Below are 21,053 nucleotides of genomic sequence, written 5' to 3'. Positions count from 1 at the left end.
CAGAGCGACGGAGGTCCGGCTCGACCTGTCCGACCCCGTGAAGCTTCGGTGCGGGGCTCAGCCGGCGGGCAGGACATGGCGGAGTGACTTGTCCAGCTCCTCGGCGAGTTCGCTGTCGCTCGGCGGGTCGTTGGTGAAGAGCTTGCCGAGCTCGGTGGCGAAGGTCTGGGTGAACGCTCCGTAGAGAGGGGTGCGCGGTCGGGACACGGCGTCGGTGAGTGCCGGGAGAAGGATGTCAGGGGCGTACCGGGGTCGTCCGCGGGTGTCGCGTGGCATCCGGTCGGTGCTCTCGCCCGCCAGCGAGGGGGATGCGCTGGCACTCGCGGCCGCGGAGGGCGTCTCGGAGCCGCAGGTGACGTCGTCGTTCAGGTAGGCGGACGTGCGTGTGGCGGCGAACCCCGCGTCGAGCAGACACCGTTCGCTCTCTGCGCCGGTCAGGAACCCGATCAGGTCACGCGCCCCGGGCTGCTGCCCGGACGACCGGGTCAGCGCGAGGTTCTGCCCGCCGAGTACCGCCTTGCCGGGCAGCGGTGCCACGCCCAGCTGCGTGCCGCCCAGGGACTGGTGCAAGGTGCGGTAGGCGTACGGCCAATGCCGCAGGAACGCCGTCCGGCCGTTCGTGAAGTCGGTGAGCGACTCGTCCTCGTCGGAGTGGAGGGCGTCCTTGAGGAGGTACGGGCCTTGGGTGCGGCCGCGCAGTTCCGCGAGGCCGTTCTCCAGATCCTGCACCGAGGCGGTGTAGCGGCCCTGGTCGTCGGTGAGGGTGACGGTGTCCTGGGCGGACTCGAATGCTTCCACACCGTTGACCGTGCGGCCCTCGTACGCGCCGAACTGTGCGGTCCAGCCCTTCTCGTAGCCTCTCGGCCTGTCCTTGCCGCTCGACTCGTCGAGCGTGTCGATCAGCTCCTTCAGCCTCGCCCAGTCCAGGCCCTTGCTCAGGTCGGTGTTCTGGACTCCCGCCTTCTTCAGGTAGTCGGTGCGGTAGTAGAGCAGCCCGACATCGCTGTTGAACGGGACCGCGTAGACCTCTCCGTTCCACCGGGCGGTGGCGGCCACCGACGGGATGACGTCCGCGTCCACCATGCCCATGGGCAGCGGGCGGATCAGCCCCGCCTCGGCGAACTCCGGTACCCAGGTGACGTCGAGGTTGATGACGTCGTACTGCGCGCTGTCGGACTGCAGCGCCCCGAGGAGCTGGCTGCGCTGTTCGTCCGCCGAGCCCGGAAGTTCCACGAGGCGCGCGTGGCGGCCCGTGTGCAGCCGGTCCTGTCGCGCGTTCCACGTGTCGATGAGCTGTTGGCGGATGCCGCCCTTGCCTGTGACGTCCCGCCCGCTGGCCACGACGATGTCCCCGGAGCTGTCGGGAACGGCCGTGGTACCGGACGGCGTGGGGGCGCTGTCGCCGGTGCAGGCGGTGCAGGCCGTGAGCAGCGCGGCCAGTACCCATCGCAGGGCCGGTGTCCGTGATCGCATCACTCGTCCCCCGTTCCGGTTCGGGCTACCTCGTCCCGCAGGCCCGCCACGAGGTCGCCCTTGGTGTCCAGGCAGCGTCCGCCGCTCGCCTCGGAGATGCGCGCGTCCGGCTTGCCTCGGTCGCAACCGCCGCTGTCCAGGGCTGCCATGAGCACCGGAATCCCCGTTCTCTTCACCGAGTCGGAGAGAACGTCCAGTCCTTTGCCGGTGAAATGATTGTTGTCCTCGTCGTCGGTGACGTACACGATCAGCTGAGGGTGCTCGTCGTCCTTGCCCCGCCCGGCCATGAACTTCATGGCGGCCCTCAGCGCGCCGTCCGGGTCGGATTCGGCGTCACGGACCGCTGCCTTCTCGTCGATCGTCTTCTCGGCGTCCGCCCGCCGGTGGCGGCCGAAGGGCAGCAGCACGTCCGACGTTCGGCCGCCGCCCGAGGTCACGGACCAGACGCCGTACTCGTCCTGGTCGCCGAGGCCTGCGAGCGACTGCTTGAGGATGCCGGGGGCACCGCCCGGCCCCTCCCAGAGATCACCCATCGAACCGGAGCTGTCGAGCAGGAACAGAACCTGGCCGGGGCCGTTGGCGTTCCGGTAGTTCCGCAGGGCTGAGGCCATCGTGTGGGCATCGGCGGGGCCGGGCAGCCGTCCGGGGTGGGCGAGGGTCCCGGTGTCCGTTTCGGGCGTGGCAAGGAAGTCATGAGCGCCTGACACCCTGCGGAAGCCGTCTTCGCCGAAGATGTCCAGACCGCCGACGGGCTTCCCGGCGGTGCCACCGCCTTGAGTGAGCCAGACTTGGAAGCGACTGACAGCCTCGTCGCGAGCCGCTCGGTCGCGGTCGGCGTCCTGCCAGCGCACGCGGACGAAGGTGGGGTCGAGGGCCGGCACGTTTGTGGGGTACTCGGCCATCCGCCGGCTGCGCGTCGTCCGGTCGCAGTCGACACCGCTGACCATCAGGAACTCGGGGACGAGAGCGGCGGTGCGGCTGTCGGTGCTGCTGTCGTCCGGCAGCGTGCACAGCAGATCGGAGCCCGTGAGCGAGGGCGGTCCCGACTGCGCCACGCTTGCTTCGGCTTCACTCACCCCGCTCGCGCCGGTGCCGTACAGGCCGATGGTCGCCAGCAGTGCGGAATCCGTGTACTCGGGGTCCGGGCGCCGCACGTCGGCGCCTTTCTGCTGTCGGGTGAGAAGCTCCCTGAGTGTGGTGAGCGGATGTCCCGTCCGGTCGCCCACCGAGGCCTCGGCGATGTTCTGCGGCACGGACAGCACCATCGGGGAGTAGGCGAACGGGCTGTCGGGTTCCAGTGCAAGGTACTTCCGGGGCGGCTCCACCGGTTGTGCCCGGGCCACGCTCCCGGAGGATGCCGGAATCCAGATGTCCGGTTGCGGGCCGATGTCGCGTTGGGGGTCGAGGTCGTCGCTGACAGGGCGCTGCCAGGGGTCGGACTGGTCGTGGAAGCCCGCCGCGGCCTGTGCCGAGCCCGCGCTGTACACCGTGATGCCGCTGCGCCGGCAGCCAAGGTGTGTGGTGTTCGGTGTGGACGTCAGGTAAGCGTCCGCGGCCTTGCGCACGGTGGATTCGATGTCAGGGTCGGTGAGCAGCCGCAGTTCGAGGGGCGGGCCGCAGGGCGGCTGGTCGGAGCCGGTGCCGGCCAGGGCCAGGTAGCCGCCGATGCCCGCGGCTGTGACGAGGGCCGCGGCGACCGCCGCGTGGCCGGGCCTGCACCGCAGCCACATCAGCACCCGGGCGGCGGCCGCCGGCACGGCCAGGGCCCAGGAACGAAGCCGGGTGAACAGGTTGTGCCACCAGGGCAGTCCACCGGTGCCTCCGCTCACCTCCGCCGGTAGGTCTGGTTGCCGAGGCTGCCCGGGTTGTGGCGAACCGGACCACTGATCCCGGTCGCCGCCGGACTCCGCCGACCTGTCGGCTGCCGTCTTCGAGGCGTCCCGCGGCGGTGTCACGGAAGTCGGCGGAGGCTGCGGGACCGTAGCCGAGGGAGCGGTCGGTTCCCCGCGGGAGGGGTCGGCGAGGAGGAGGTCGGTGTCTCCCCAACGCTGCGGCTCCCACGGCTCGTTGCGCAGGGTCCGGTGGTGGGTGCGCATGTGCGCTTTGAGAGCCTCCGACAGATCGTGGAACGAGAAGTCGGTGTCCCGGTTGTCGATGCCCTCTTCCAGCAGCCGCGCAAGGCGGGCCGTGAACGGCGTGGGCGTCCTGTCGTTCCCCGTGTCGATCCGGTTGTTCGCCTGCACGCTCATCAGCACGGAGAAACGACGCCGGTCGGCGAGCGCCTCGCACACCTGGGCGGCGTTGCCCGCGTTGCAGCAGTCGAGGACGATGACCACGTGCCGGGCCCGGCTCGTGGCGAGCACGGTCAGCACGCTGGAAAACGGGTCGGCGCCCGGGAAGACAGCTCGGCTGCCCGGTACGACGCGCGCGTTTCGCATCTGCAGCCAGAGTTCGTCGCCCGCGCTGGGCACGGCCCCGTGACCCGCGAAATAGAAGAGGAGCAGTCCTTCGGCCTCGTCGGCGGCGGTGCGCAGCGACTCGCTGAACGCGTCCAGGTACGGCGACCGGGAGACGACGATCTCTCCCTTGCGGAAGACGCCACTGTGCAGCAACGCCTCTTCCAGGACAGGGAGGTTGTATGCCACGGCAGCGAGGGCGCCGGGGACGCCGTGCGGGTCGTTCGGCCGTGTGGAGTCGTACGCGGACACGCCGATCAGCAGTGCCCGGTTCACCTCTCCACGCGGGTCGAAGCGAAGCACCGGTCTACGTCTCGTCGAGGTTCACCGGGTCGACGTCGTAGTCGGGCGGATCGCCGCTCTCCACGGAACGGCGGTTTTCGTACCAGGCTTTGACGCCCCTTCCCACCTGCCTCAGCACAGTGTCGAACAAGGTCTGCGCGGCCGCCCCGGAGAGCAGCATGAGGATCTCGATGCCGGCACCCATGGGCGTGCCGTGTTCGTCTGTGCCCTGCTCGTCGGTTCCGGCGCTCTCCTGGATCCGCAGATCCCCGTTTCGGACCAGGTCCTCCAGCGGCTTCTCTCGCTCCAGCCACTTCTTCAGAGCGCCGATGTCGCTCTGATTCGCGGTGGCGTCCAGCCGGACCCGGATCGCACGGGTGGGCACATCCTCCCCCTCAGTCATAACTCATCATCATGGCATGGCTGTTGGCGCCGAGGGAGGGGTGCGCACGTTCAGAGCCCGTGGATACGAACCCGTCTCGCTGCTCGGGTAGCTGCTTCAGCGGAACGACCGTGCTGTTGCCCTCCGGTCTCCGAAGCCGGAGTAGTCGCAGGAAGCCCTGCAATAGCTGGGCGGCTCCCGCGGTGCGATGGTGATCGTTCGGGTCAGCCCGCGATGCCGAAGCCGCCTGTCCAGGAGATCTTCTCGGCCGCAGCCAGGGTGATCTGCAGGAATCCGAGGGCTTCCAGCTCCCGGGCGCGCTTGAGGGCCCCGGCGTCTATCGCCTTCAGGCCGCCGGCGGTGACAAGATCGGCCAGGGCGCTCTTGGCATTTGTGTCGTCGCCGGCGATGGACACTGTGGTCTCCAGGGCGCCAACGCTGCCGGAGGCCAGGGTGGCGGCGAAATTGGTGTTGAACGCCTTGATCACGCGAGCGTTCGGGAGCTTGCGGGCGATCTCCGCGGTGGCGGAGGAGTCGGCGGGCACTGCGAGCCCGTCGAAAGTCTCGAAGTCCACCGGGTTGGAAATATCGACGACGATCTTTCCGTCGAACTGTCCGGCGCGCTGGCCGAGCACCTGGTCGACGGCCGGGAACGGCACGGCCAGAATCACGATCTCACCGCTGAGCGGCTTGTCCGCGTCACCGCTTCCCAGCAGCTCCACCGTGTTGCCGCCCTTGGTCAGGACGCCGGAGATGGCCTGTCCCATGTTGCCCTTGCCAACGATCGAGATGTGCGTCACGACGAGACTCCTTCCAAAGGTCGCCCTACAAGTAGAACCAGGAGTTCCGAGGGGTGCCACTGCCCAGGGCCGTGCAGGCGGCGTCGGAGCCATACGAAAAAGAAGCGTGGCATCACGGACGAGAGATACCTGCTCCGCGGACCGAGTGGGTACTGCACGGAGCTGAAGGGACGCGCCGACGCGTCCGTGGGCCCTGCGAGGGGCTGCCGGTGGGAGAGGAACGAGGATGCGGCGTTCCTGGCGCTGGTTCACGCGTGACGGTTCACGGAGTCCGTCGGCAGGTGAGGCGCCCTGAGGATGGGGAAATCCGCTGAGCAGTTGTGGGGTCACCTCTGAGCAGGGGGTGGTCAATTTCAAGGCTCTGACCGTGATTCCGTGAATGATCTTCCGCCCCCCCCGTTGGTGTCCGGTCACGCGGTGGAACTCCCGCGGCCGCTGCTCACCGAGCCGGCCCAGCTTCGACGTCCCTCTCGGACATCCCTGGGAGACCACGACCGCCAACTGACGGACGTGGGATCTTCAGTTCGGATCAGGTGACGTACTGAGGTGCTTCGGTCCGGTCTCCAGGCCGATGCCCCCGAGCGCGGACCCGCCCTCGCGCCAGGCCGTCAGCAGCGGTGCCGCCAGGCGGTCCTCCAGGTGGCCGGTGGTCCGGATCCCGAACACCACGTCTGACTCCAGCCACGGCTCGTCGGCCAGGAGTCCGGCGACGACCTCGTGCCGTACCACCTGTTCGTGCACCGCGTCCGCCTCGACGTGCTCGGTGTAGAAGCGGACGGCGGCGGGACCGGCGTCCATGCGCTCCAGCGCCTGGGCGAGACGGCGGGAGGCGGGGGAGGAGGTCACCTCGACGGTCGCGAAGTGGCCCACGAGCGCTCCGCGCAGGGCGCGGTGCAGGCCGAAGAGGGACATGAGGTTCACGGTGGCCAGTGCCGGCGCGGGCGCGGCGTCCAGATAGCGCCCGTACGACGTGTCCAGGCCCAGGTCCGTCATCAGGTCGGCGAACAGCCGGGCGTGGATCTCGTCCGCGCGGCCCGCGCCGAACTCGTCGAACTCCACCGCCACCATGCCCGCCTTGGCCCGCCCGCGCAGCCGGGGGATCACCCAGGCGTGCGGATCGGCCTCCTTGAGGTGGTAGAGCGAGCGCAACGCCGCGTATTCCCGGGCGTGTTCGAGCGTGCCGTGGTCACGCAGGAAGTGGGAGACGCTGCCGTCGACCTCGCCGACCGGTTCGAGCTGGAGCTCGTCCAGCGCGCGCTGAGCGGTGTCGGACGGGTCGATCGGTACGTCGGCGCGCAGAGCCCTGAGGAAGCGGTCCTCCAACGCGGCGCGCAGGGTGAGGAGTCGTGGGTCCCACTCACGGTCGTCCGGTACGCCGTCGAAGCCGCGGTAGTGGAGTTCGTAGAGGACGTACAGGGCGAGCTGGAGGTCGTCGCCGTAGGCGTCGGCGGGGACGGCCGGGAACGGGGCGTCGGACCCGGCGAGCGCGGCGAGGACCGCGGCCGACAACGGGCCGCGCGGCTGCGGCAGTGGTACGCCCGTCATGACGTGGTGTCCGGCTTCGCGCGGCGGCGGTGACTGGTGTCGCACCAGGGCGGGGTCCGCGTGCGGCGGCAGGTGCAGATCGCCACCACGAAGCGCCGTGACACCGCCGACTCGCCGTTCTCTCCGACGACTTCGACCGGTCCCTCGACCAGGAGTGGTCCGTCGCGCTGGACGCGGACGCGGCGCGGGTGTTCAGGCGTGTTCGGCACGGATCACCACCAGCTCCTCGTTCGTGCGGCCGGCCAACAGCCCCCGCTCGCGCAGCCAGCCGAGCCGGGAGCGCAGGACGGGACCGAAGGGCAGCCGCGTCCGTTCGACGACCTGCGCCCGGAGGCCGCCGTCGCGCAGCCGGGCGAGGGTCTCCTCGACGCCGCTGAGGTGTGAGTGCACCATCAACAGCCGACCGTACGGACGCAGTACGGTCGGCGCCGCCGCGCAGATCCGGTCGATCAGGAGACGGCCGTCCGCACCGGCGTCCCACGCGCGGGCGCTGCCCCGGGGCGGAGCACCGCCGGGGGCGGGTACGTACGGCGGGTTGGTGACCACCAGGTCGAACCGCCGGCCCGGCACGGCGGACGCCAGGTCTCCGTGGCGTACCCGCACGCGTTGCCCGTTCAGCAGCCCGTTGCACCACGCGGCGGCCAGCGCTCGCCAGGAGATGTCCACCGCCGTCACCCGTGCTCCCATGCGCGCCGCCTCGACGGCGAGCGCGCCGCTGCCGGTGCCGAGGTCCAGGACCTCGGTGCGGCCGGAGATCGGCTCCCGGCGGAGCGCCCGTCTCAGCAGTCCGGTGTCCGTCTGCGGGCGGTAGACACCCGGCGGGATCCAGTGACGGAACCGGACGGGGGCCGCCGCGGTGATGGACCCGGTGGTCATCGCGGACTCCTTTCCGCAGGTGATGCGGAGGGTGGGATGCGACCGGCCGTGGGCCGGTCGACGAGGTCCCACGGGTACCCCTGGGCAGCTCATGTAACAGCGGTGTGCGGGAGACGGGTGGACAGGACCGTACGAGGAAACGGAGGGTGGAATGAAGGATTAAGTACGTAATGCGCCTAAAAAGGTTAAATTGCGGAACTTGTGTAGGAGCAGGAGGTAGGAAGATGCGTCGAGTGACGGTGCACAAGAAGCCCGACAGGAAGTCCGAGTCGAGTCGTCGCGGACTGGAGCAGACGGAACAGCGACCGCGCCCCGAGGTGCGAAAGGACATCGCGGGAACGTGGTGGCCGGACGGGTAGAGCCGTAGGCGTGTCGCGCCGGCCCGTGGGGGTGCCGGGGCAGCTGAAGCCCGAGCGTCAAACTTGGCAGGAGGAGGCTCGCCGCTGTGCCGACCGATCCGAGAAGGCCGACGCCGCTCCCGGAGCCGGACGGAGTGGAGGAGCCGGACCGCGTGGAGGAGCTGGACCGCGTGGATGCCACGGCGCCGGACGGTGCGGGGGAGCCGAGCGGTCCCGGAGGGCGCGTCCGTCCGCGGACGACGGGTCCCGCCGGGAAGTCGGCCGGAGTCGAGCCGCTGGAGGAAGCGCTCGCGGTCGCTGTCCGTCGCACCGGCGCGTCGGGCGGCGGGATCTATCTCGTGGACGAGTCCAGACGACTTCTGGGCCTGACGGTGGGGTGCGGGCTGCCCGGCGACGTCGCGGTGTCCTGGCGGCAGGTGCCCGTCACGGCGGCCGTCCCCGTGGGCGACGCGTTCCGCGAGGACCGTGTGGTCTGGGTCGGCTCGCAGGAGGAGATGGCCCTGTCCTATCCGCAGACCGCGGCGGCGCTGCCCTACCGCTTCACCCTTGCCGCGGCACCGCTCACCGGCCGCGGGCGTCATTGGGGAGCGCTGTTCCTGATCTGGCCCGCCGGTCATTCCGGCCGGGCCTCACCCAGGGAGCGGGGCAATCTCGCGGCTCTCGGCCGGCGCGTGGCCCGGGTGCTCGACGCATCGGGCAGGGCGTTCGTCCCGCCGGACGAGCCCCACATGATGTCCGTGGACGGTGCCTCGGAGAGCTCCTCCTTGTCCGCCCACGCGCCCGCCGACCTCATGGCAAGGCTCCCGGAAGGCTTCGTGGCCCTCGATCTGGAGGGCAGGATCACCTTCCTCACCGACCGGGCCGCCTCCCTCCTCGGCTCCCGCGTCGGCCGGCTCCTGGGCACGCGGCCCTGGCAGTCCCTGCCCTGGATGGACCAGGTCCTCGTGGAGGACCACTACCGCACGGCGCTCATCAGCCGCGAGGCCGTCTCCTTCACCGTCCGGCGGCCGCCCGACACCTGGCTCGACATCGCGCTGTATCCCGATTCCAGCGGCATCAGCGTGCGCGTCACGCCCCGGAACGGTCGGCCGGACACCGCCTCCGGGACTGCCGCACCCCCCGGGGCCGCCTCGCCCAGGGCGTCCGTGGGCCGGCTCTATCAGCTGGTGCACCTGGCGGCCGCCCTGACGGACGTGGTCGGCGTACAGGACGTGGTGGACCTGATCGCCGTCCAGATCCTGCCCGCGTTCGGAGCCGACGGCATGGTCCTGTCCGCGGCCGACGCCGGACGCCTGAAGATCGTCGGTCACCACGGCTACGACCCCGAGACCATCGAGCGCCTCGACGGTCTGCCCGTGGACACCAGCGTCACCCCCGCCGGCGAGGCGCTGATCAGCGGGAACCCCCTGTTCTTCGCCGACCCCGAGGAACTCGCCCGGAACTACCCGACCGCACCCCGGATCAGCGGCAAACAGGCCTGGGTCTTCCTCCCGCTCCTCAGCGACGCCCGCCCCGTCGGCTGCTGCATCCTCACCTACGCCCGCCCCCACACCTTCACGGCGGAGGACCGGGCGGTCCTCACCTCGCTGGGCGGCCTCGTCGCCCAGGCCCTCGACCGGGCCCGGCTCTACGACGCCAAGCACGCCCTGGCCCATACCCTCCAGCAGACGCTCCTCCCGCGGAGCCTGCCCACGATCGCCGGCCTGAAGTGGGCGGCCCGCTACCACCCGGCCGGTCACGGCATGGACATCGGCGGCGACTTCTACGACCTGATCCGGCTCGACCACGCGAACGCGGCGGCCGTCATCGGAGATGTGCAGGGCCACAACATGGCGGCCGCCGCCCTCATGGGACAGGTCCGTACCGCCGTCCACGCCACCGCGGGCGCCCGGCCCGACGAAGTGCTCGCCCGCACCAACCGCGTCCTCGCCGACCTGGAACCCGACCTCCTCGTCTCCTGTCTGTACGCGCACCTCGACCTCGCCCACCGTCGGATCAGCCTGGCCAGCGCGGGCCACCTGCCACCCCTGCTGCACCGGCCGGGGCAGCGGGCCCGTGTCCTGGAGATCGACCCCGGGCCGTTGCTCGGCGTCGGCGTCGAGCTGCCGTACCCGATCACCACCGTCCCGATGACCCCGGGAACGACCCTCGGCCTGTACACCGACGGCCTGGTCGAGGTGCCCGGCACCGACCTGGACCGGATGACCAGCGGCCTCGCCCAGCTGCTCGCGGGCGGGTCCCGCCTGGACCGGCTCGTCGACAAACTCATCCACCACTCCTGGCCCCACGGCCTGCCGACCGACGACATCGCGGTGCTGCTGATCAAGACCGACGAGGAGTGAGACCGGCGACCAGGGCGTGTTTGCGGCCATGCGCCGAGGGCACCCGGACGTCCGTGCTTCGGACCGGAGGCGCGCCACTCAGCGGGAGACGCCGGCTGCCACGGTCCTTTCCCGGTCCGAACAGCGCTCTCACGTCGGCAGACCTGCTCCACGTTCAGGCAGGGGTCACGGGCCGCGTCCCGTGGACCGGGCGTGCGACCCACCGATCAGGAGCGAACCGCATGCTCACCGACACGACCACCGGCGGCGGTGTCCACCTGCCGCACGACTCCCCGGCGAGCCGATCGGGACACACGCGTGACGATTGCGTCCGCACTCCCGCGCTCTTCTCTCGCCTGACACGCCTGAAGGAAGGTCCCGAGCGGGACGCCGTGCGTGCCGAACTGGTGGCGGCCTGGCTGCCCATGGCCCGCAGGATCGCGAGCCGTTTCCGCAACCGGGGCGAGGCCGCGGAGGACCTGAACCAGGTCGCCGCCGTAGGTCTGATCAAGGCCATCGACCGCTTCGATCCCGCCCGGGGGGCCTTCGAGAGCTACGCGGTGCCGACCATCACCGGCGAAGTGAAACGGCACTTCCGCGACCGCATGTGGGCCGTGCGCGTGCCCCGCCGGGTGCAGGAGCTGCGCAACCAGGTCCGCACCGCCCGCCGCGAACTGACCGAACGGCCGGGCACCCCGGAACCCAGTACCTCCGAGATCGCCGCCCACACCGGACTGACCGACGAGCAGGTCACAGAGGGACTGGGCGCCCTGGAAAGCTTCAGCACGCTGTCCCTGGACGCCACCGCCGGCGACGACGCTGCCGCCGTCCGCAGCCTGGGCGACACCCTCGGACAGGTGGACCCTTCGTACGACGTCGTCGTCGACCGCGAGGCGGCGAAGCTGGCGCTCCGGGCGCTGCCCGAACGCGAGCGCGCGGTGCTGTACATGCGCTTCTTCGAGGACATGACGCAGAGCCGCATAGCCGACCGGCTCGGCGTCTCCCAGATGCACGTCTCCCGGCTGATCAGCCGCAGCTGCGCCCGCGTCCGCCGCGAGGCACTCCAGTAACGCACCGAAGGCACCCGGATTCCGGCCCACTCACGGACCCACATGGGTCAGGCATGGGCGGGCCGCTCGCAACCGTCGCTGACTGCGCGGGCCGGCACGACCCCGTGGCTCCAGGTGTGTCGGACGGCACGTCGGGGTCGAGGTCTGGGCCACATCGCGCTGCCCCCGGCCGGGGCTACCGTTTCCGGGAAAGGTTCATCGTCCCGGCAGCCCCCGGAGGGCCGGCAGTGCTCGCAGATCTTTCCCCGCTCATCGCCGCGGCCACGGAATGGCTGACGCGCGCCTACCCCGCCTGCGGTGGCGCGCTCGCGTCCGCGCTGTGCGAGGCCCAGGCGCGCCAGGCCGTCACGGTGGCGGCGTGGCTGCGCTACCCGACAGCGATGGACGCCGCGCTGGTCGCGATGGCGGGGCCCGGGGGCGCGGCGAGACTCGACTGGATCGTCGGCGCGGACACCGCCGACACCACACGCTCCGTCGACGGCTCGGAGGACGACGCCTGGCGTACCTGGGTGGACGAGGCCGTGGTGAGCTGGGCCGCGTCACTCCTGACCGACGAACGGCTGGCCGGCCTCGCCGTCTCAGCCTTGGCCGACGGTGAGCACACGACAGCCGCACCCGTGGAATTCGGGCGCCTGCGGTCACCGGACGAGGGTGACCGTCGCGCGGCGGCGCTGTTGCGCCACCCCGACCTGCTCGACCCGGTGGCGTCGCTCCACCGCGAGGAACTGCTCGGCCGGCTGGGAACGGGCCAGACGCTCGTGGCTTGAGGGTGCGGTCGTACGGGCGCCTGCTCGTCCGACACCGCCGATCACCCCGTCGCAGGCTGGGGCGCCTATCCGTCCGACCGGTCCGTGCGCCTTCCGTCGGAGCGGCACCGGCGTCAACCCTCCGAATCGGAACGGGCGCCTCCTGCCGGACCGGCACGGGCGCCCCGTCCGCCGACCTGCGCCGGCCGACCGGACAGGGTGCCGGACGCTCGTGGCGCGGCGCCGCCCGGTCTGTCACGGACTCCGACTCGCTCAGTCCAGCTTTCCCCGGCCGCTCAGCGCGTCGCGCAGCCTGTCGACCATGCCCACGCCCGGTGCGAGGAGCTTGTTGGCGGGCGGGGTGTCGGGAGCGGAGGGATGCGGGCGGGTGGGTGCCACCTTCTTGGCCTGGCGCACCTTGTCGCCGAGGTCGTTCAGGGCTTCCGGAGGGCACGCCGCACGCAGCATGGGGAAGAGGTTCTGTTCCTCGTCGGCGATGTGGGCCCGGATCTCGAGCATCAGCGTCGCGAGGAGCCGCTCGAACTCGGGGTCGCCGGCGTCGTAGCTCTCCAGATCCTTCATGATCTGTTCGGCCTTGGAGTGGTCCTCGATCTCCCGGTCGGCCAGCGCGTCACCGTTCGGCACGTGCTCGCGGACGGCCGGGTACAGATAGGCCTCCTCGGCCACCGAGTGCCGGACGAGTTCCATCGTCGCCTGGTCGGCGTAGACCTTCCGGTCCTTGTCGCCGGGCGCGCAGCGCTCGATGCGCCCGAAGATCTCCTTGACCTCCCGGTGGTCGGTCGTCAGTTCGTCGATGACGTTTCCGCCGTGACCCATGTCCTCAACCTTTCCAGCGGTGACGGCTCCTGGACGGTCCGTCCGGTGCCTTCGAGTGCCCACCGCCGACTGGTTGACACGGCCGCCTCGTGCTTCGGGTGTTCCCTCCCCGGCGACGGGACGCCCCACGTTTGAAGCCGTGGCCGACGGACACTCGGAGGGCCCCTGCCTCCACTACGGCGCCGCTTCCCGCGGACCGTGTGGAACAGGGCGCCTCCGACGACGGGCACGTCCGTGTGCCGCGCGGAGAAGCACGGCGAGACCCGGGAGAGTGGCCATGAGCCAGCGGTCCGTGAGGGTCTGTGCCCCCACCAGACGCGAGGGGCGTGAGGTGTGGGTGGACGGCAGGTCGCTGGGATCGGCCCGGAGTCTGCGCGCCCTGACCGAGCTGCTGAACGCGGCCGGGTGGGAGGGCATGGACGAGGTCGACGTCGCCGAGTGGGCCGTCATCGAGTGGTACGGCGGAGGGCCGGAAGTCTGGTCGCAGCGGTCCGATCCATGGCCCTTGAGTGCGGTGGGGCCTGGAACCGGCTGAGTGCGTTGGAATCCCGAAAAATCAGCCCGACGGGCCTCACCCGACGTTCATCCGGAGGTACTTCACTCCGCAGTCGGGACAGAACGGGTCGGCCGCGTCCGTGCCCCAGGCGCTGGACGGCTGGGTCCAGGCGGCCGGATCGAGCCGCCGCCGACACAGCGTCAAGGTCTCGCCCACCCCCGTCATGTGCCACAGGGCGACCCGGGCCTCCGACGACCCCGGCGGGGCCTGCCCCGCGTATTCGGCGCGCAGCTCGTATTCCACCAGGGGTTCCTCACCTTCTGTTCCGTGCCGCGCCGCTGCTCCTCGCGCGGGGTAATCGCCCGGACGGCGGGCCCCCGGCCGGGCGGAGAGGCAGGGCCCGAGCGGACCCGCACCGGGTTCCCCCGCTGATCCGCGCGAATCACCGGCCCGATCCACGCGGATCACCGGCGGATCGCTGTGAGAGACCGGACGTTCTGGGAACCAGGGGAGTACACCCACGCCGGGGGCACGCCACCGCCCCCTCGTCCAGGTCCTGGGCCTCGGCTCACGCGGAGGTGGGCGCCGTACGGGGCGGACGCTGTTCCGGTGCGCCGGGGCGCGGCCGGTACCACGCATGGGGTGAGCCACACAGTGAACACCCACGACGAAAAGGCCACCGCGGCCGGTGACGCGGACGTCGTCCGTGCCGTGTTCGACCAGATGCCGCTGGTCCTGGCCGGCCTGGAGGGACCCGAGCACCGGGTCGTGGCCGCGACCCGCGCCGCGCGGACCCGTGCGGAGGGAGGTCTGCTGCTCGGCGTGACCGTGCACAGCGTCTTTCCGGGACCTTTGGGCCTTCAGGTGCACGAGGTGTGCGACCGGGCGCTGGCCTCGGGACGGACGGAGTCCTCACGGGACCGGTGCGTCCGGACGGAGATCGGCGGCCGTCCGGTGGAAGGCTTCTACGACTGCACCGCCGCGCCCCGGCTGGCCGCGGACGGCACGGTCGCCGGCGTGTCCGTGGTCGTCACCGACGCGCTCGGCGGGGGCGGCGAACGCCAGGACTCACGCCGGCGGGCGGAGGAGGCGGAGCACCGCTGCGCCCAAGCACAGGAGAGGGTCCTCGAACTTCAGCGCTCCCTCCTGCCCGAGTACGTACCGGTGCTGCCGTCCCTGCGGGTGGGGGCTCGTTACGTGCCGGCCGAGGCCGATGCCGGGGCGGGCGGCGACTGGTTCGACGCCGTCGATCTGCCCGACGGCCGGCTCGCCCTGGTGGTCGGGGACGTCGTCGGTCACGGTGTGGCCGCCTCCACGGTGATGGGCCAGCTCAGGACCGTGGTCCTCGAGCGCCTCCACAGCGGGGAGGGTCCGGCCGCCGCGCTGGCCGCGGCGGACCGTTTCACGGCGCTGGTGCCCCGAGGCCGCGTGGCCACCTGCTGCATCGTCGAGGTGGTGCCCGGCGACGGCCGGCTCGTGTACGCATCGGCGGGACATCCGGCACCCCTGCTGATCGGCCCGGACGGGAGCACGCGCTATCTCTCGCAGGGCGCGGGTCCCTTGGGGACACGGGCGTCGTACCGGGACCGGCACGACGTGGTACCGGCGGACGGCGTGGTCCTGCTGTACACCGACGGCCTCGTCGAGCGCCCCGGCGCCACTCCGGCCGAGGAGCGCGCGGAACTGGCCAGGACGGCCGCCGGAAGCGCCCTGGACCGTGCCTTCCAGCGCGGGTGTCCGCCGGAAGTCGTGGAACGCACGCTGTCCCGCACGCTCGCCTTCCTGCTGCGGGAGGGCGGGAACGGCGACGACGTCACCTTGCTCGCCGCCCACCGCACCCCACCCGCGCCCGCCTTCGAGACGGTGCTGCCCGCGGTCCTCGACAGTGTCCGCGCCGTTCAGTTCGAACTGGGCCGGTGGCTGCTGCTGTTGGGCTGCTGCGACGAGGACGAGACCGCCGTCCAGCACGCCGTCGTGGAGCTCGTCACCAACGCGGTCGACCACGCCTACCAGGACGAGGAGATGTCGGCGGGTGACCGCAGTGTGCGGGTGAGCGCCCGTCTGACGGATGACGGAACGGCGCAGGTCGAGGTCGCCGACGGCGGCAACTGGTCGGACCAGGGCCCGTCGGATCCCCTGCGGGGACGGGGGCTCGCCATGGTCGAGCTGTTCACCGGGGCCTTCACCGTCGACCGCGGCTCCCTCGCCGACGGCAGGGGAACGACGGTGCGGATCAGTCACCGGCTGCGCCGGCACGTCTCCGTCACCATGGGCCCCGCCCACCGGAAGCCCCCGTTCGGGGAGCTGCGGATCGTGGAGGAGCCGGACGCCGTCGGGCGTCTCGCGGTCAGCGGCGTCGTCGACAGCACGACCGCGTCACGGCTGAAGGCCGGTCTGATGGCGGCCTCGCACGGCGGCATCACCGATCTCACCGTCGACCTGTCCGCCGTGACCCGCCTGGCCAGCGCCGGCGTGCGGGTGCTGCACGACACCGTCGCGCTCTGCGCGCGCAACGGGCGCACCGGACTGACCCTGACCACCCTCGCAGGCTCCGTCGCCGCGAGCGTCCTCGACCTGGCCGACCTCCGTTACACCCAGGGCGCGGCACCGTGAGGGACACCGGCTCCGCCCGCGCGCCAGCTACCGGATTCACACCTGGCCCGGCACCCGGCCGTGGCCGCCTCCGTGCTCGCCGCGGGGCTCGTGGCGGCGACGGCCGGACTGGCCGAACGGCTCGCTAACGGGCCGTCGTCGGCCGTACGCCGGTGAGGGTCGCGTACACCACCACGTTGCCGCGGTACCCGGTGCCCCCGGCCGGTCCGCCACAGGTGATCACCCGCAGTTCGGGCCGGCCCGAGCCGCCGTAGACCTTCGCGGCGGGGAACCTGTCCTTGTCGTAGACCTCGACGGCGTCGACGGTGAAGACGGCGGTCCGCCCGTCCGCCCGGTCGATCTCGACCTTCCCGCCCTTGGTGACGGCGCCGAGCCGGTAGAAGACCCCCCGGCGTCCGTCGCGGGTGTCCACGTGTCCCGTGGTGACGGCAGTGCCCCGCGCACCGGGCGCCGTGCCCCCGGCGTACCAGCCGGCGACCTTCGGGTCGCCCTCGGGCGGGGGCCGCAGCGCCCCCGCCTCGTCGAGGCTCAGCCGGGCCAGGGACGCGTCCACACCGATCGCGGGGATCCGCAGGCGAACGGGCGCGGCCGACGTCAGCGGCTGGGCGACGGGGTGCGCCGGCGGGGCGGCACGGCCCGCCGGCGAGGTGGGGAAGGCCTGGTCGGCCGACGGCTGCGGGGGCCGCCGGTCGACCATCGTGCCGAGCACCAGCAGGACGCCCGCCACCAGGGCGAGGACCAGATAGGCGACCGGCGGTACGAACACGCGCGAGGGCGTGCCGGCCTTGTCCCTGGAATCCTTCAACGTCGGGCCTCTTGCCTGGAGGTGGGCGGGTCGGGGTCGGGCCCGGCGGTCCTCGCACCGGGCCCGCGGGGGAGGGGGACGGTCAGGAACGGGCCTCGACCTGCGAGCGGCGGCGCATCCGGTACAGGGCACCGGCCGCGGCCGCGGTGATCAGGCCACCGCCCACGGCGATCTGCGTGTTGCTGTCGCCGGCGTCACCGAAACCGGCCTGGATGGCGCCGTTCGGCTGCCGGTCGGCGATCTCGTACGTGTCCGTGAGCTTGATCCGCGGCGGGCACTTCACGGTGACGGTGTCCGTGCCGGACGCCCCCTCCGCCGGGATCTGGAACTCGCCCGCGAGCACGCCCTTGCGGTTGCCCCCGAACATGTGGAACTGCCCCGCCACCGACGACTCGCCCTTGCCGTACGTCACGTCCGGGCCGCAGGCCGTTGTGGTGACCCTGACCGTGGAGCCCGGCTGGGCGTTGCCCGGGTTGATACGGAGCTGTGTGTCGTCCGCGGCCGTGGCGGCCGGGCTCTGCAGCGCCATGACCCCGAGGATCAGTCCTACACCGACGCCAACATGTGTGTTTCGCAAGGCAATCCTCCGACAAAGCAGTGGCCGGCCTGTCTGCTCGGCGCTCCTGTGGTCTCCACGGACGAGAAAACCGACGCCCCGTCAGCTCCGCAACAGGAAGCCGCGGGAGGGGGCGTCACCCGGGCGGACGCCGCGAGCGCACCGGCCCCGGCGTTTGCGCAGGTCGCGCTTGCGGAGACGGCGTCGCGACGGGAGGCGGATGGGCTAATTGTCTTCATCCCCGAGCGGGCGGAGGACGTACGGCCGTATGTGGCGGGTCCCTCCCGACGGCCCTCCGAAAAACCGAGCCGTCGTCAGAAGCCGCTCGTGCTCCCGCTGTCGGCGTGCCGGGCGGAGGATCGCGGACAGCGGCGGTTCGATACCGCGGCCGGCCCCGCGTCGCGGGACCGGCCGGGGTGCCCAGCTCGTCTCAGGAAGCGCTGACCGCCGCCGGGGTGTCGAGGCCGTCCGCCGCCGCGGTGGGGAGGCCGACGCCGGTCGTCTCCTCGGCCTGTGCCGGGAGGCGGCGGATCGCGGGGACGCAGAGCAGCGCGAGCGCGGAGGGGACCGCGACGAGCGTCATCGCGTACAGCGTGGGGCGCACCCCGAGGGAATCGGAGACCGGACCGGCGAGCGCGACGCCCAGCGGCATGAGGCCCGTCGACAGCAGGTAGTCGTAGGAACTCACCCGGGACAGCGAGGCTTCCGGAATGTGGGCCTGCAGTGCCGTCTCCCAGATCACGAAGAAGAGGGACACGGCGACGCCGGTGACCGCTTCGAGGACGGCGATCACGAGGACGCTCGCGCCGGACCCGATGATCACGGCCTGGCAGGAGCCGACGGCCAGCGCGGCCGCGGCGAGCGCCATCGGGTGCCTGACCTTGAGCCGGTAGGCGCAGACGTCCCCGACGACGGAGCCGATGCCGAAGCCCGCGGTGACGACGGCCCAGCCGGCCGCGCCGCCCCATTCCTTGTCGGCCAGGACCGGCCCCAGCACGAACACCGACGGCAGCACGACGACGTGATAGACCGAGATGGCCACCATGCCCGACCACACCCAGGAGCGACTGCGCACCTGTTCCCACCCGGCACGCAGCTCTCCGAAGAATCCGCCGCGCGGTGAGGTCCTCTCCGTCTCGGGTGCCCGGCCGCGGGGGGTGAGCCGGGCGAGGAACGCCGCACTGGCCGCGAAGGTGAGGGCGTCCATCGCCAGCGCGCCGCCGGGGCCGCCCAGTGCCACCAGCCCGCCGGCCAGTGCGGGACCGACGACCAGCGCGGCCGACTGCACGAACCCGCGCAGGGCGTTCGCCTCCCGCAGCCGGTCGGCCCCGACGAGCAGGGGCGTCAGACCGGTCGCCGCCGGCATGAAGAACGCGTCGGCCGTGCCGAACACGACCATCAGCACCACCAGATGCCGGACCTCGGCGACCCCGGTCAGCAGCAGGACCGCGGCGAGCCCCTGCACGGCGAACCGCACAAGATCGGACACCAGCATGATCCGGTGCCGCGGGAAACGGTCCGCCCACACCCCTCCCAGCAGGGAGAACAACAGCATGGGAACGAGCCCCGCGGCCGCCAGCAGCCCCACATCGGAGGCCGATCCGCCGATCGAGAGCACGGCGAACGGCACGGCGACGAACGACACGCGATCGCCCAGCACCGAGAGGGACTGCCCGATGAACAGGCGGGCGAACTGCGACTCGTCGCGCAGCACGGGAGGAACCAAAGACTTCACGAAAGCGACCGATCAGGAACGGTGGAGCAGGACTGCAGCGCCCGATGGTAAGCAGTGCCCGCCGCTCCGGTCATCTGGATTCCGCCCCAGTCCGCGGGCCGGGGCTGGCCCGGGGGCATACCGTCCGGTGTCGGCGGACCGCCAGGCCGGTCGCCGCTCGGCCGTCACGTCGTACGTACGCATGGAGGCGAGGGCGCGCGGCGTACTGCTCCTGGTGTTCGCAGCGGACTGCGTGGCGGAGGTCGGCGGCCCGGCGAGGCCGGCCGGGCTCCGGATCGCAGCCTGTCAGCGGCCGAGGGGTGCCCGGTCGCCTCCGGTCAGGCGTCGGAGGGTGCCGGGTCGCGGAGCCTTTCGACGATGTGCGGCCACGCGGCGGCGCCCAGCCGCGCGTCGGCCTCGCGTGTGCCTCCGTAAAGGGAGTGCGGGGACGCCGATGCCGGGCTCTCGCCGGGGAAGCGCGGCCGGTGGCCCGCGTCCGGGACGGTGACCAGGTGCGCGGTTCTTCCGGCGTCGCGTCGGCGTTGCACCAGTCGCTCGGCGAAGGGGAGGGAGGGCCACATCGCGTCGTCGCCGCCCGCGACGAGGATCAGATCGGCCCGGGCCCGCTCGACGGGGATCTCCGCCCGGGGGAGCAGATGCGCGGCGGTCCGTTCGCTCCGTTCGTACCACCCGCGGATGGCGAGCGGGCCGTCTGCCGGTTCGTCCGGGGTCCAGGAATCATCGCCGGGGACGAAAGGCAGGGGCTGTCCCCGCCAGGTCCACGACGAGCGGTACGGGCGGTCCTGTCCGTCGAGGCCGGGACCCACGTTGCACCACACGTGCGAGGGCGCCGACAGGGCGACGACCACGTCGACGCGCGGATCGTGCACGGCGGTGAGCAGGGCGGCCTCGGCTCCCTTGGACAGGCCGAGGATCCCGATCCGCCGGGCGCCGCGCGCGGCGAGCAGGTCGACCCCGGCGGTGAACGTCTCCAAGGGGATCTCGCAGATCCCGGGGGACTGTCCGGGCCCGCCGAACCAGCGGACGGCCAGAGCTGTGAGGCCCTGCCGGGCGAGGAGACGCGCCCGCTCCCGATCGACCCGCCCGCTGGACCCGGCCAGCACCAGCACGCCGACGTCACCGCCCCCGTCCGGACCGACCAGAAGCCCTTCCCAGGGATGGCTCAGCTCGTGCTCGACGATGTCCACCGGTATCCCCCCGCAAGGCAGTTGACGCTGGTGTCCGTATCAGGCAACCGCGGGCCGGTGCGGCAGCCTCTCTCCGAACATCCGGTGCAGAAGGCTAATGCCGTACGCCGAGACACGTCTGATCCGCTGCCGGGTTGTCACATGCCGATATGGGAATATGATGGGTGTCATGGCACGAGCAGCGACGACGTCGGACGCGTTCAACGCGATCGCCGAGCCGCAGCGGCGGGACATCCTGATGCTGCTGCGGGCGGGTGAGCGGCCGGTGACCGACCTGGCCCAGGAGCTGGGGATGAGCCAGCCGGGAGCGTCCAAGCATCTGCGGGTGCTCCGGGAGGTGGGGTTGGTGCGGGTCCGCGAGGTGGGCAAGCAGCGGCTCTACGGCCTGGACGCCGACGGGTTGCGGCCCGTCCGCGAGTGGGTCGGTGGATTCGAGCGCTTCTGGAACGAGAGCTTCGACCGGCTGGACACCTATGTGCAGGACCTCAAGCAGGCACGGCAGGAGGACTGACCG

At 71.7% G+C, this 21,053-nt stretch carries 19 protein-coding genes; 6 read left to right on the top strand and 13 right to left on the bottom strand.

Features of this window, described 5'->3' with window-relative positions; genetic code table 11:
* Positions 1-57: 57 nt before the first annotated feature.
* From IO36_RS27265 to IO36_RS27235, 7 genes are all read right to left on the bottom strand, one after another.
* Positions 58-1,473, bottom strand: a complete 1,416-nt coding sequence (locus IO36_RS27265; protein WP_037623625.1) for an extracellular solute-binding protein — start codon at positions 1,471-1,473, stop codon at positions 58-60.
* Positions 1,473-4,205, bottom strand: a complete 2,733-nt coding sequence (locus IO36_RS27260; RefSeq protein WP_245173506.1) for a vWA domain-containing protein — start codon at positions 4,203-4,205, stop codon at positions 1,473-1,475. The genes IO36_RS27265 and IO36_RS27260 overlap by 1 nt, the downstream gene beginning before the upstream one ends.
* Positions 4,206-4,236: 31 nt before the next feature.
* Positions 4,237-4,614, bottom strand: a complete 378-nt coding sequence (locus tag IO36_RS27255) for a hypothetical protein (RefSeq protein WP_037623623.1) — start codon at positions 4,612-4,614, stop codon at positions 4,237-4,239.
* 203 nt (positions 4,615-4,817) lie between these two features.
* Complete coding sequence (locus IO36_RS48400) at positions 4,818-5,393, bottom strand: NADPH-dependent F420 reductase (RefSeq protein ID WP_037623622.1); 576 nt, start codon at positions 5,391-5,393, stop codon at positions 4,818-4,820.
* 519 nt (positions 5,394-5,912) lie between these two features.
* Positions 5,913-6,938 (bottom strand): iron-containing redox enzyme family protein, encoded by a 1,026-nt coding sequence (locus tag IO36_RS27245; RefSeq protein WP_051900985.1) that lies wholly within the window; start codon positions 6,936-6,938, stop codon positions 5,913-5,915.
* The gene (locus tag IO36_RS27240; protein ID WP_037623621.1) at positions 6,935-7,147 is read right to left on the bottom strand and encodes a CDGSH iron-sulfur domain-containing protein; all 213 of its coding nucleotides are present in this window, start codon (positions 7,145-7,147) and stop codon (positions 6,935-6,937) included. The genes IO36_RS27245 and IO36_RS27240 overlap by 4 nt, the downstream gene beginning before the upstream one ends.
* Positions 7,131-7,814, bottom strand: coding sequence for a HemK2/MTQ2 family protein methyltransferase (locus tag IO36_RS27235; RefSeq protein ID WP_037623620.1), 684 nt, complete (start codon positions 7,812-7,814; stop codon positions 7,131-7,133). The genes IO36_RS27240 and IO36_RS27235 overlap by 17 nt, the downstream gene beginning before the upstream one ends.
* 511 nt (positions 7,815-8,325) lie before the next feature.
* On the opposite strand from IO36_RS27235, the gene IO36_RS27230 reads away from it, so the two are divergent.
* The 3 genes from IO36_RS27230 (at position 8,326) to IO36_RS27220 (ending at position 12,331) form a co-directional block, all read left to right on the top strand.
* Positions 8,326-10,515 carry a SpoIIE family protein phosphatase gene (locus tag IO36_RS27230; RefSeq protein ID WP_425535554.1) on the top strand — a complete coding sequence of 730 codons (2,190 nt, stop codon included), beginning with the start codon at positions 8,326-8,328 and terminating at the stop codon, positions 10,513-10,515.
* Positions 10,516-10,736: 221 nt separating this feature from the next.
* Entirely contained in the window at positions 10,737-11,564 is an 828-nt protein-coding gene (locus tag IO36_RS27225) for a SigB/SigF/SigG family RNA polymerase sigma factor (RefSeq protein WP_037623619.1), read from the top strand.
* Positions 11,565-11,791: 227 nt separating this feature from the next.
* The gene (locus IO36_RS27220) at positions 11,792-12,331 is read left to right on the top strand and encodes a hypothetical protein (protein ID WP_037623618.1); all 540 of its coding nucleotides are present in this window, start codon (positions 11,792-11,794) and stop codon (positions 12,329-12,331) included.
* 252 nt (positions 12,332-12,583) lie between these two features.
* Here IO36_RS27220 and IO36_RS27215 read toward each other — a convergent pair whose 3' ends face one another.
* On the bottom strand, positions 12,584-13,147 hold the full coding sequence (locus IO36_RS27215; protein WP_037623617.1) for a hemerythrin domain-containing protein: 564 nt from the start codon (positions 13,145-13,147) through the stop codon (positions 12,584-12,586).
* A 277-nt stretch (positions 13,148-13,424) separates the two neighbouring features.
* Here IO36_RS27215 and IO36_RS27210 point away from each other — a divergent pair, with 277 nt between their 5' ends.
* Complete coding sequence (locus IO36_RS27210; RefSeq protein WP_051900984.1) at positions 13,425-13,682, top strand: hypothetical protein; 258 nt, start codon at positions 13,425-13,427, stop codon at positions 13,680-13,682.
* 36 nt (positions 13,683-13,718) lie between these two features.
* Here the strand turns inward: IO36_RS27210 and IO36_RS27205 are convergent, their stop codons facing one another.
* Positions 13,719-13,946, bottom strand: coding sequence for a hypothetical protein (locus tag IO36_RS27205; RefSeq protein ID WP_037623616.1), 228 nt, complete (start codon positions 13,944-13,946; stop codon positions 13,719-13,721).
* Positions 13,947-14,285: 339 nt separating this feature from the next.
* On the opposite strand from IO36_RS27205, the gene IO36_RS27200 reads away from it, so the two are divergent.
* A complete protein-coding gene (locus IO36_RS27200; protein ID WP_158997531.1) occupies positions 14,286-16,256 on the top strand; it encodes a SpoIIE family protein phosphatase in 1,971 nt (656 codons plus the stop codon).
* A 124-nt stretch (positions 16,257-16,380) separates the two neighbouring features.
* Here IO36_RS27200 and IO36_RS27195 read toward each other — a convergent pair whose 3' ends face one another.
* From IO36_RS27195 to IO36_RS27180, 4 genes are all read right to left on the bottom strand, one after another.
* A complete protein-coding gene (locus IO36_RS27195; RefSeq protein ID WP_078943471.1) occupies positions 16,381-16,953 on the bottom strand; it encodes a class F sortase in 573 nt (190 codons plus the stop codon).
* Positions 16,954-17,143: 190 nt separating this feature from the next.
* Positions 17,144-17,590, bottom strand: a complete 447-nt coding sequence (locus tag IO36_RS27190) for a sortase (RefSeq protein WP_245173502.1) — start codon at positions 17,588-17,590, stop codon at positions 17,144-17,146.
* A gap of 457 nt (positions 17,591-18,047) precedes the next feature.
* On the bottom strand, positions 18,048-19,331 hold the full coding sequence (locus IO36_RS27185; RefSeq protein WP_051900981.1) for an MFS transporter: 1,284 nt from the start codon (positions 19,329-19,331) through the stop codon (positions 18,048-18,050).
* A gap of 338 nt (positions 19,332-19,669) precedes the next feature.
* Positions 19,670-20,539, bottom strand: a complete 870-nt coding sequence (locus IO36_RS27180; RefSeq protein ID WP_037623614.1) for an acyl-CoA thioester hydrolase/BAAT C-terminal domain-containing protein — start codon at positions 20,537-20,539, stop codon at positions 19,670-19,672.
* Positions 20,540-20,708: 169 nt separating this feature from the next.
* On the opposite strand from IO36_RS27180, the gene IO36_RS27175 reads away from it, so the two are divergent.
* Positions 20,709-21,050, top strand: coding sequence for an ArsR/SmtB family transcription factor (locus tag IO36_RS27175; RefSeq protein WP_037623713.1), 342 nt, complete (start codon positions 20,709-20,711; stop codon positions 21,048-21,050).
* Positions 21,051-21,053: the final 3 nt, after the last annotated feature.

The organism is Streptomyces aureus (assembly GCF_000725495.1).
Classification (GTDB): domain Bacteria; phylum Actinomycetota; class Actinomycetes; order Streptomycetales; family Streptomycetaceae; genus Streptomyces; species Streptomyces aureus_B.
This window is presented reverse-complemented; position numbering and strand designations above follow the sequence as displayed.

Excerpts from the sequence above, each read along its gene's own strand:
- IO36_RS27265 (WP_037623625.1), bottom strand. The coding sequence starts at position 1,473 with ATGCGATCACGGACACCGGCCCTGCGATGGGTACTGGCCGCGCTGCTC.
- IO36_RS27255 (WP_037623623.1), bottom strand. The coding sequence starts at position 4,614 with ATGACTGAGGGGGAGGATGTGCCCACCCGTGCGATCCGGGTCCGGCTG.
- IO36_RS27245 (WP_051900985.1), bottom strand. The coding sequence starts at position 6,938 with ATGACGGGCGTACCACTGCCGCAGCCGCGCGGCCCGTTGTCGGCCGCG.
- IO36_RS27235 (WP_037623620.1), bottom strand. The coding sequence starts at position 7,814 with ATGACCACCGGGTCCATCACCGCGGCGGCCCCCGTCCGGTTCCGTCAC.
- IO36_RS27225 (WP_037623619.1), top strand. The coding sequence starts at position 10,737 with ATGCTCACCGACACGACCACCGGCGGCGGTGTCCACCTGCCGCACGAC.
- IO36_RS27215 (WP_037623617.1), bottom strand. The coding sequence starts at position 13,147 with ATGGGTCACGGCGGAAACGTCATCGACGAACTGACGACCGACCACCGG.
- IO36_RS27210 (WP_051900984.1), top strand. The coding sequence starts at position 13,425 with ATGAGCCAGCGGTCCGTGAGGGTCTGTGCCCCCACCAGACGCGAGGGG.
- IO36_RS27195 (WP_078943471.1), bottom strand. The coding sequence starts at position 16,953 with ATGGTCGACCGGCGGCCCCCGCAGCCGTCGGCCGACCAGGCCTTCCCC.
- IO36_RS27190 (WP_245173502.1), bottom strand. The coding sequence starts at position 17,590 with ATGGCGCTGCAGAGCCCGGCCGCCACGGCCGCGGACGACACACAGCTC.
- IO36_RS27175 (WP_037623713.1), top strand. The coding sequence starts at position 20,709 with ATGGCACGAGCAGCGACGACGTCGGACGCGTTCAACGCGATCGCCGAG.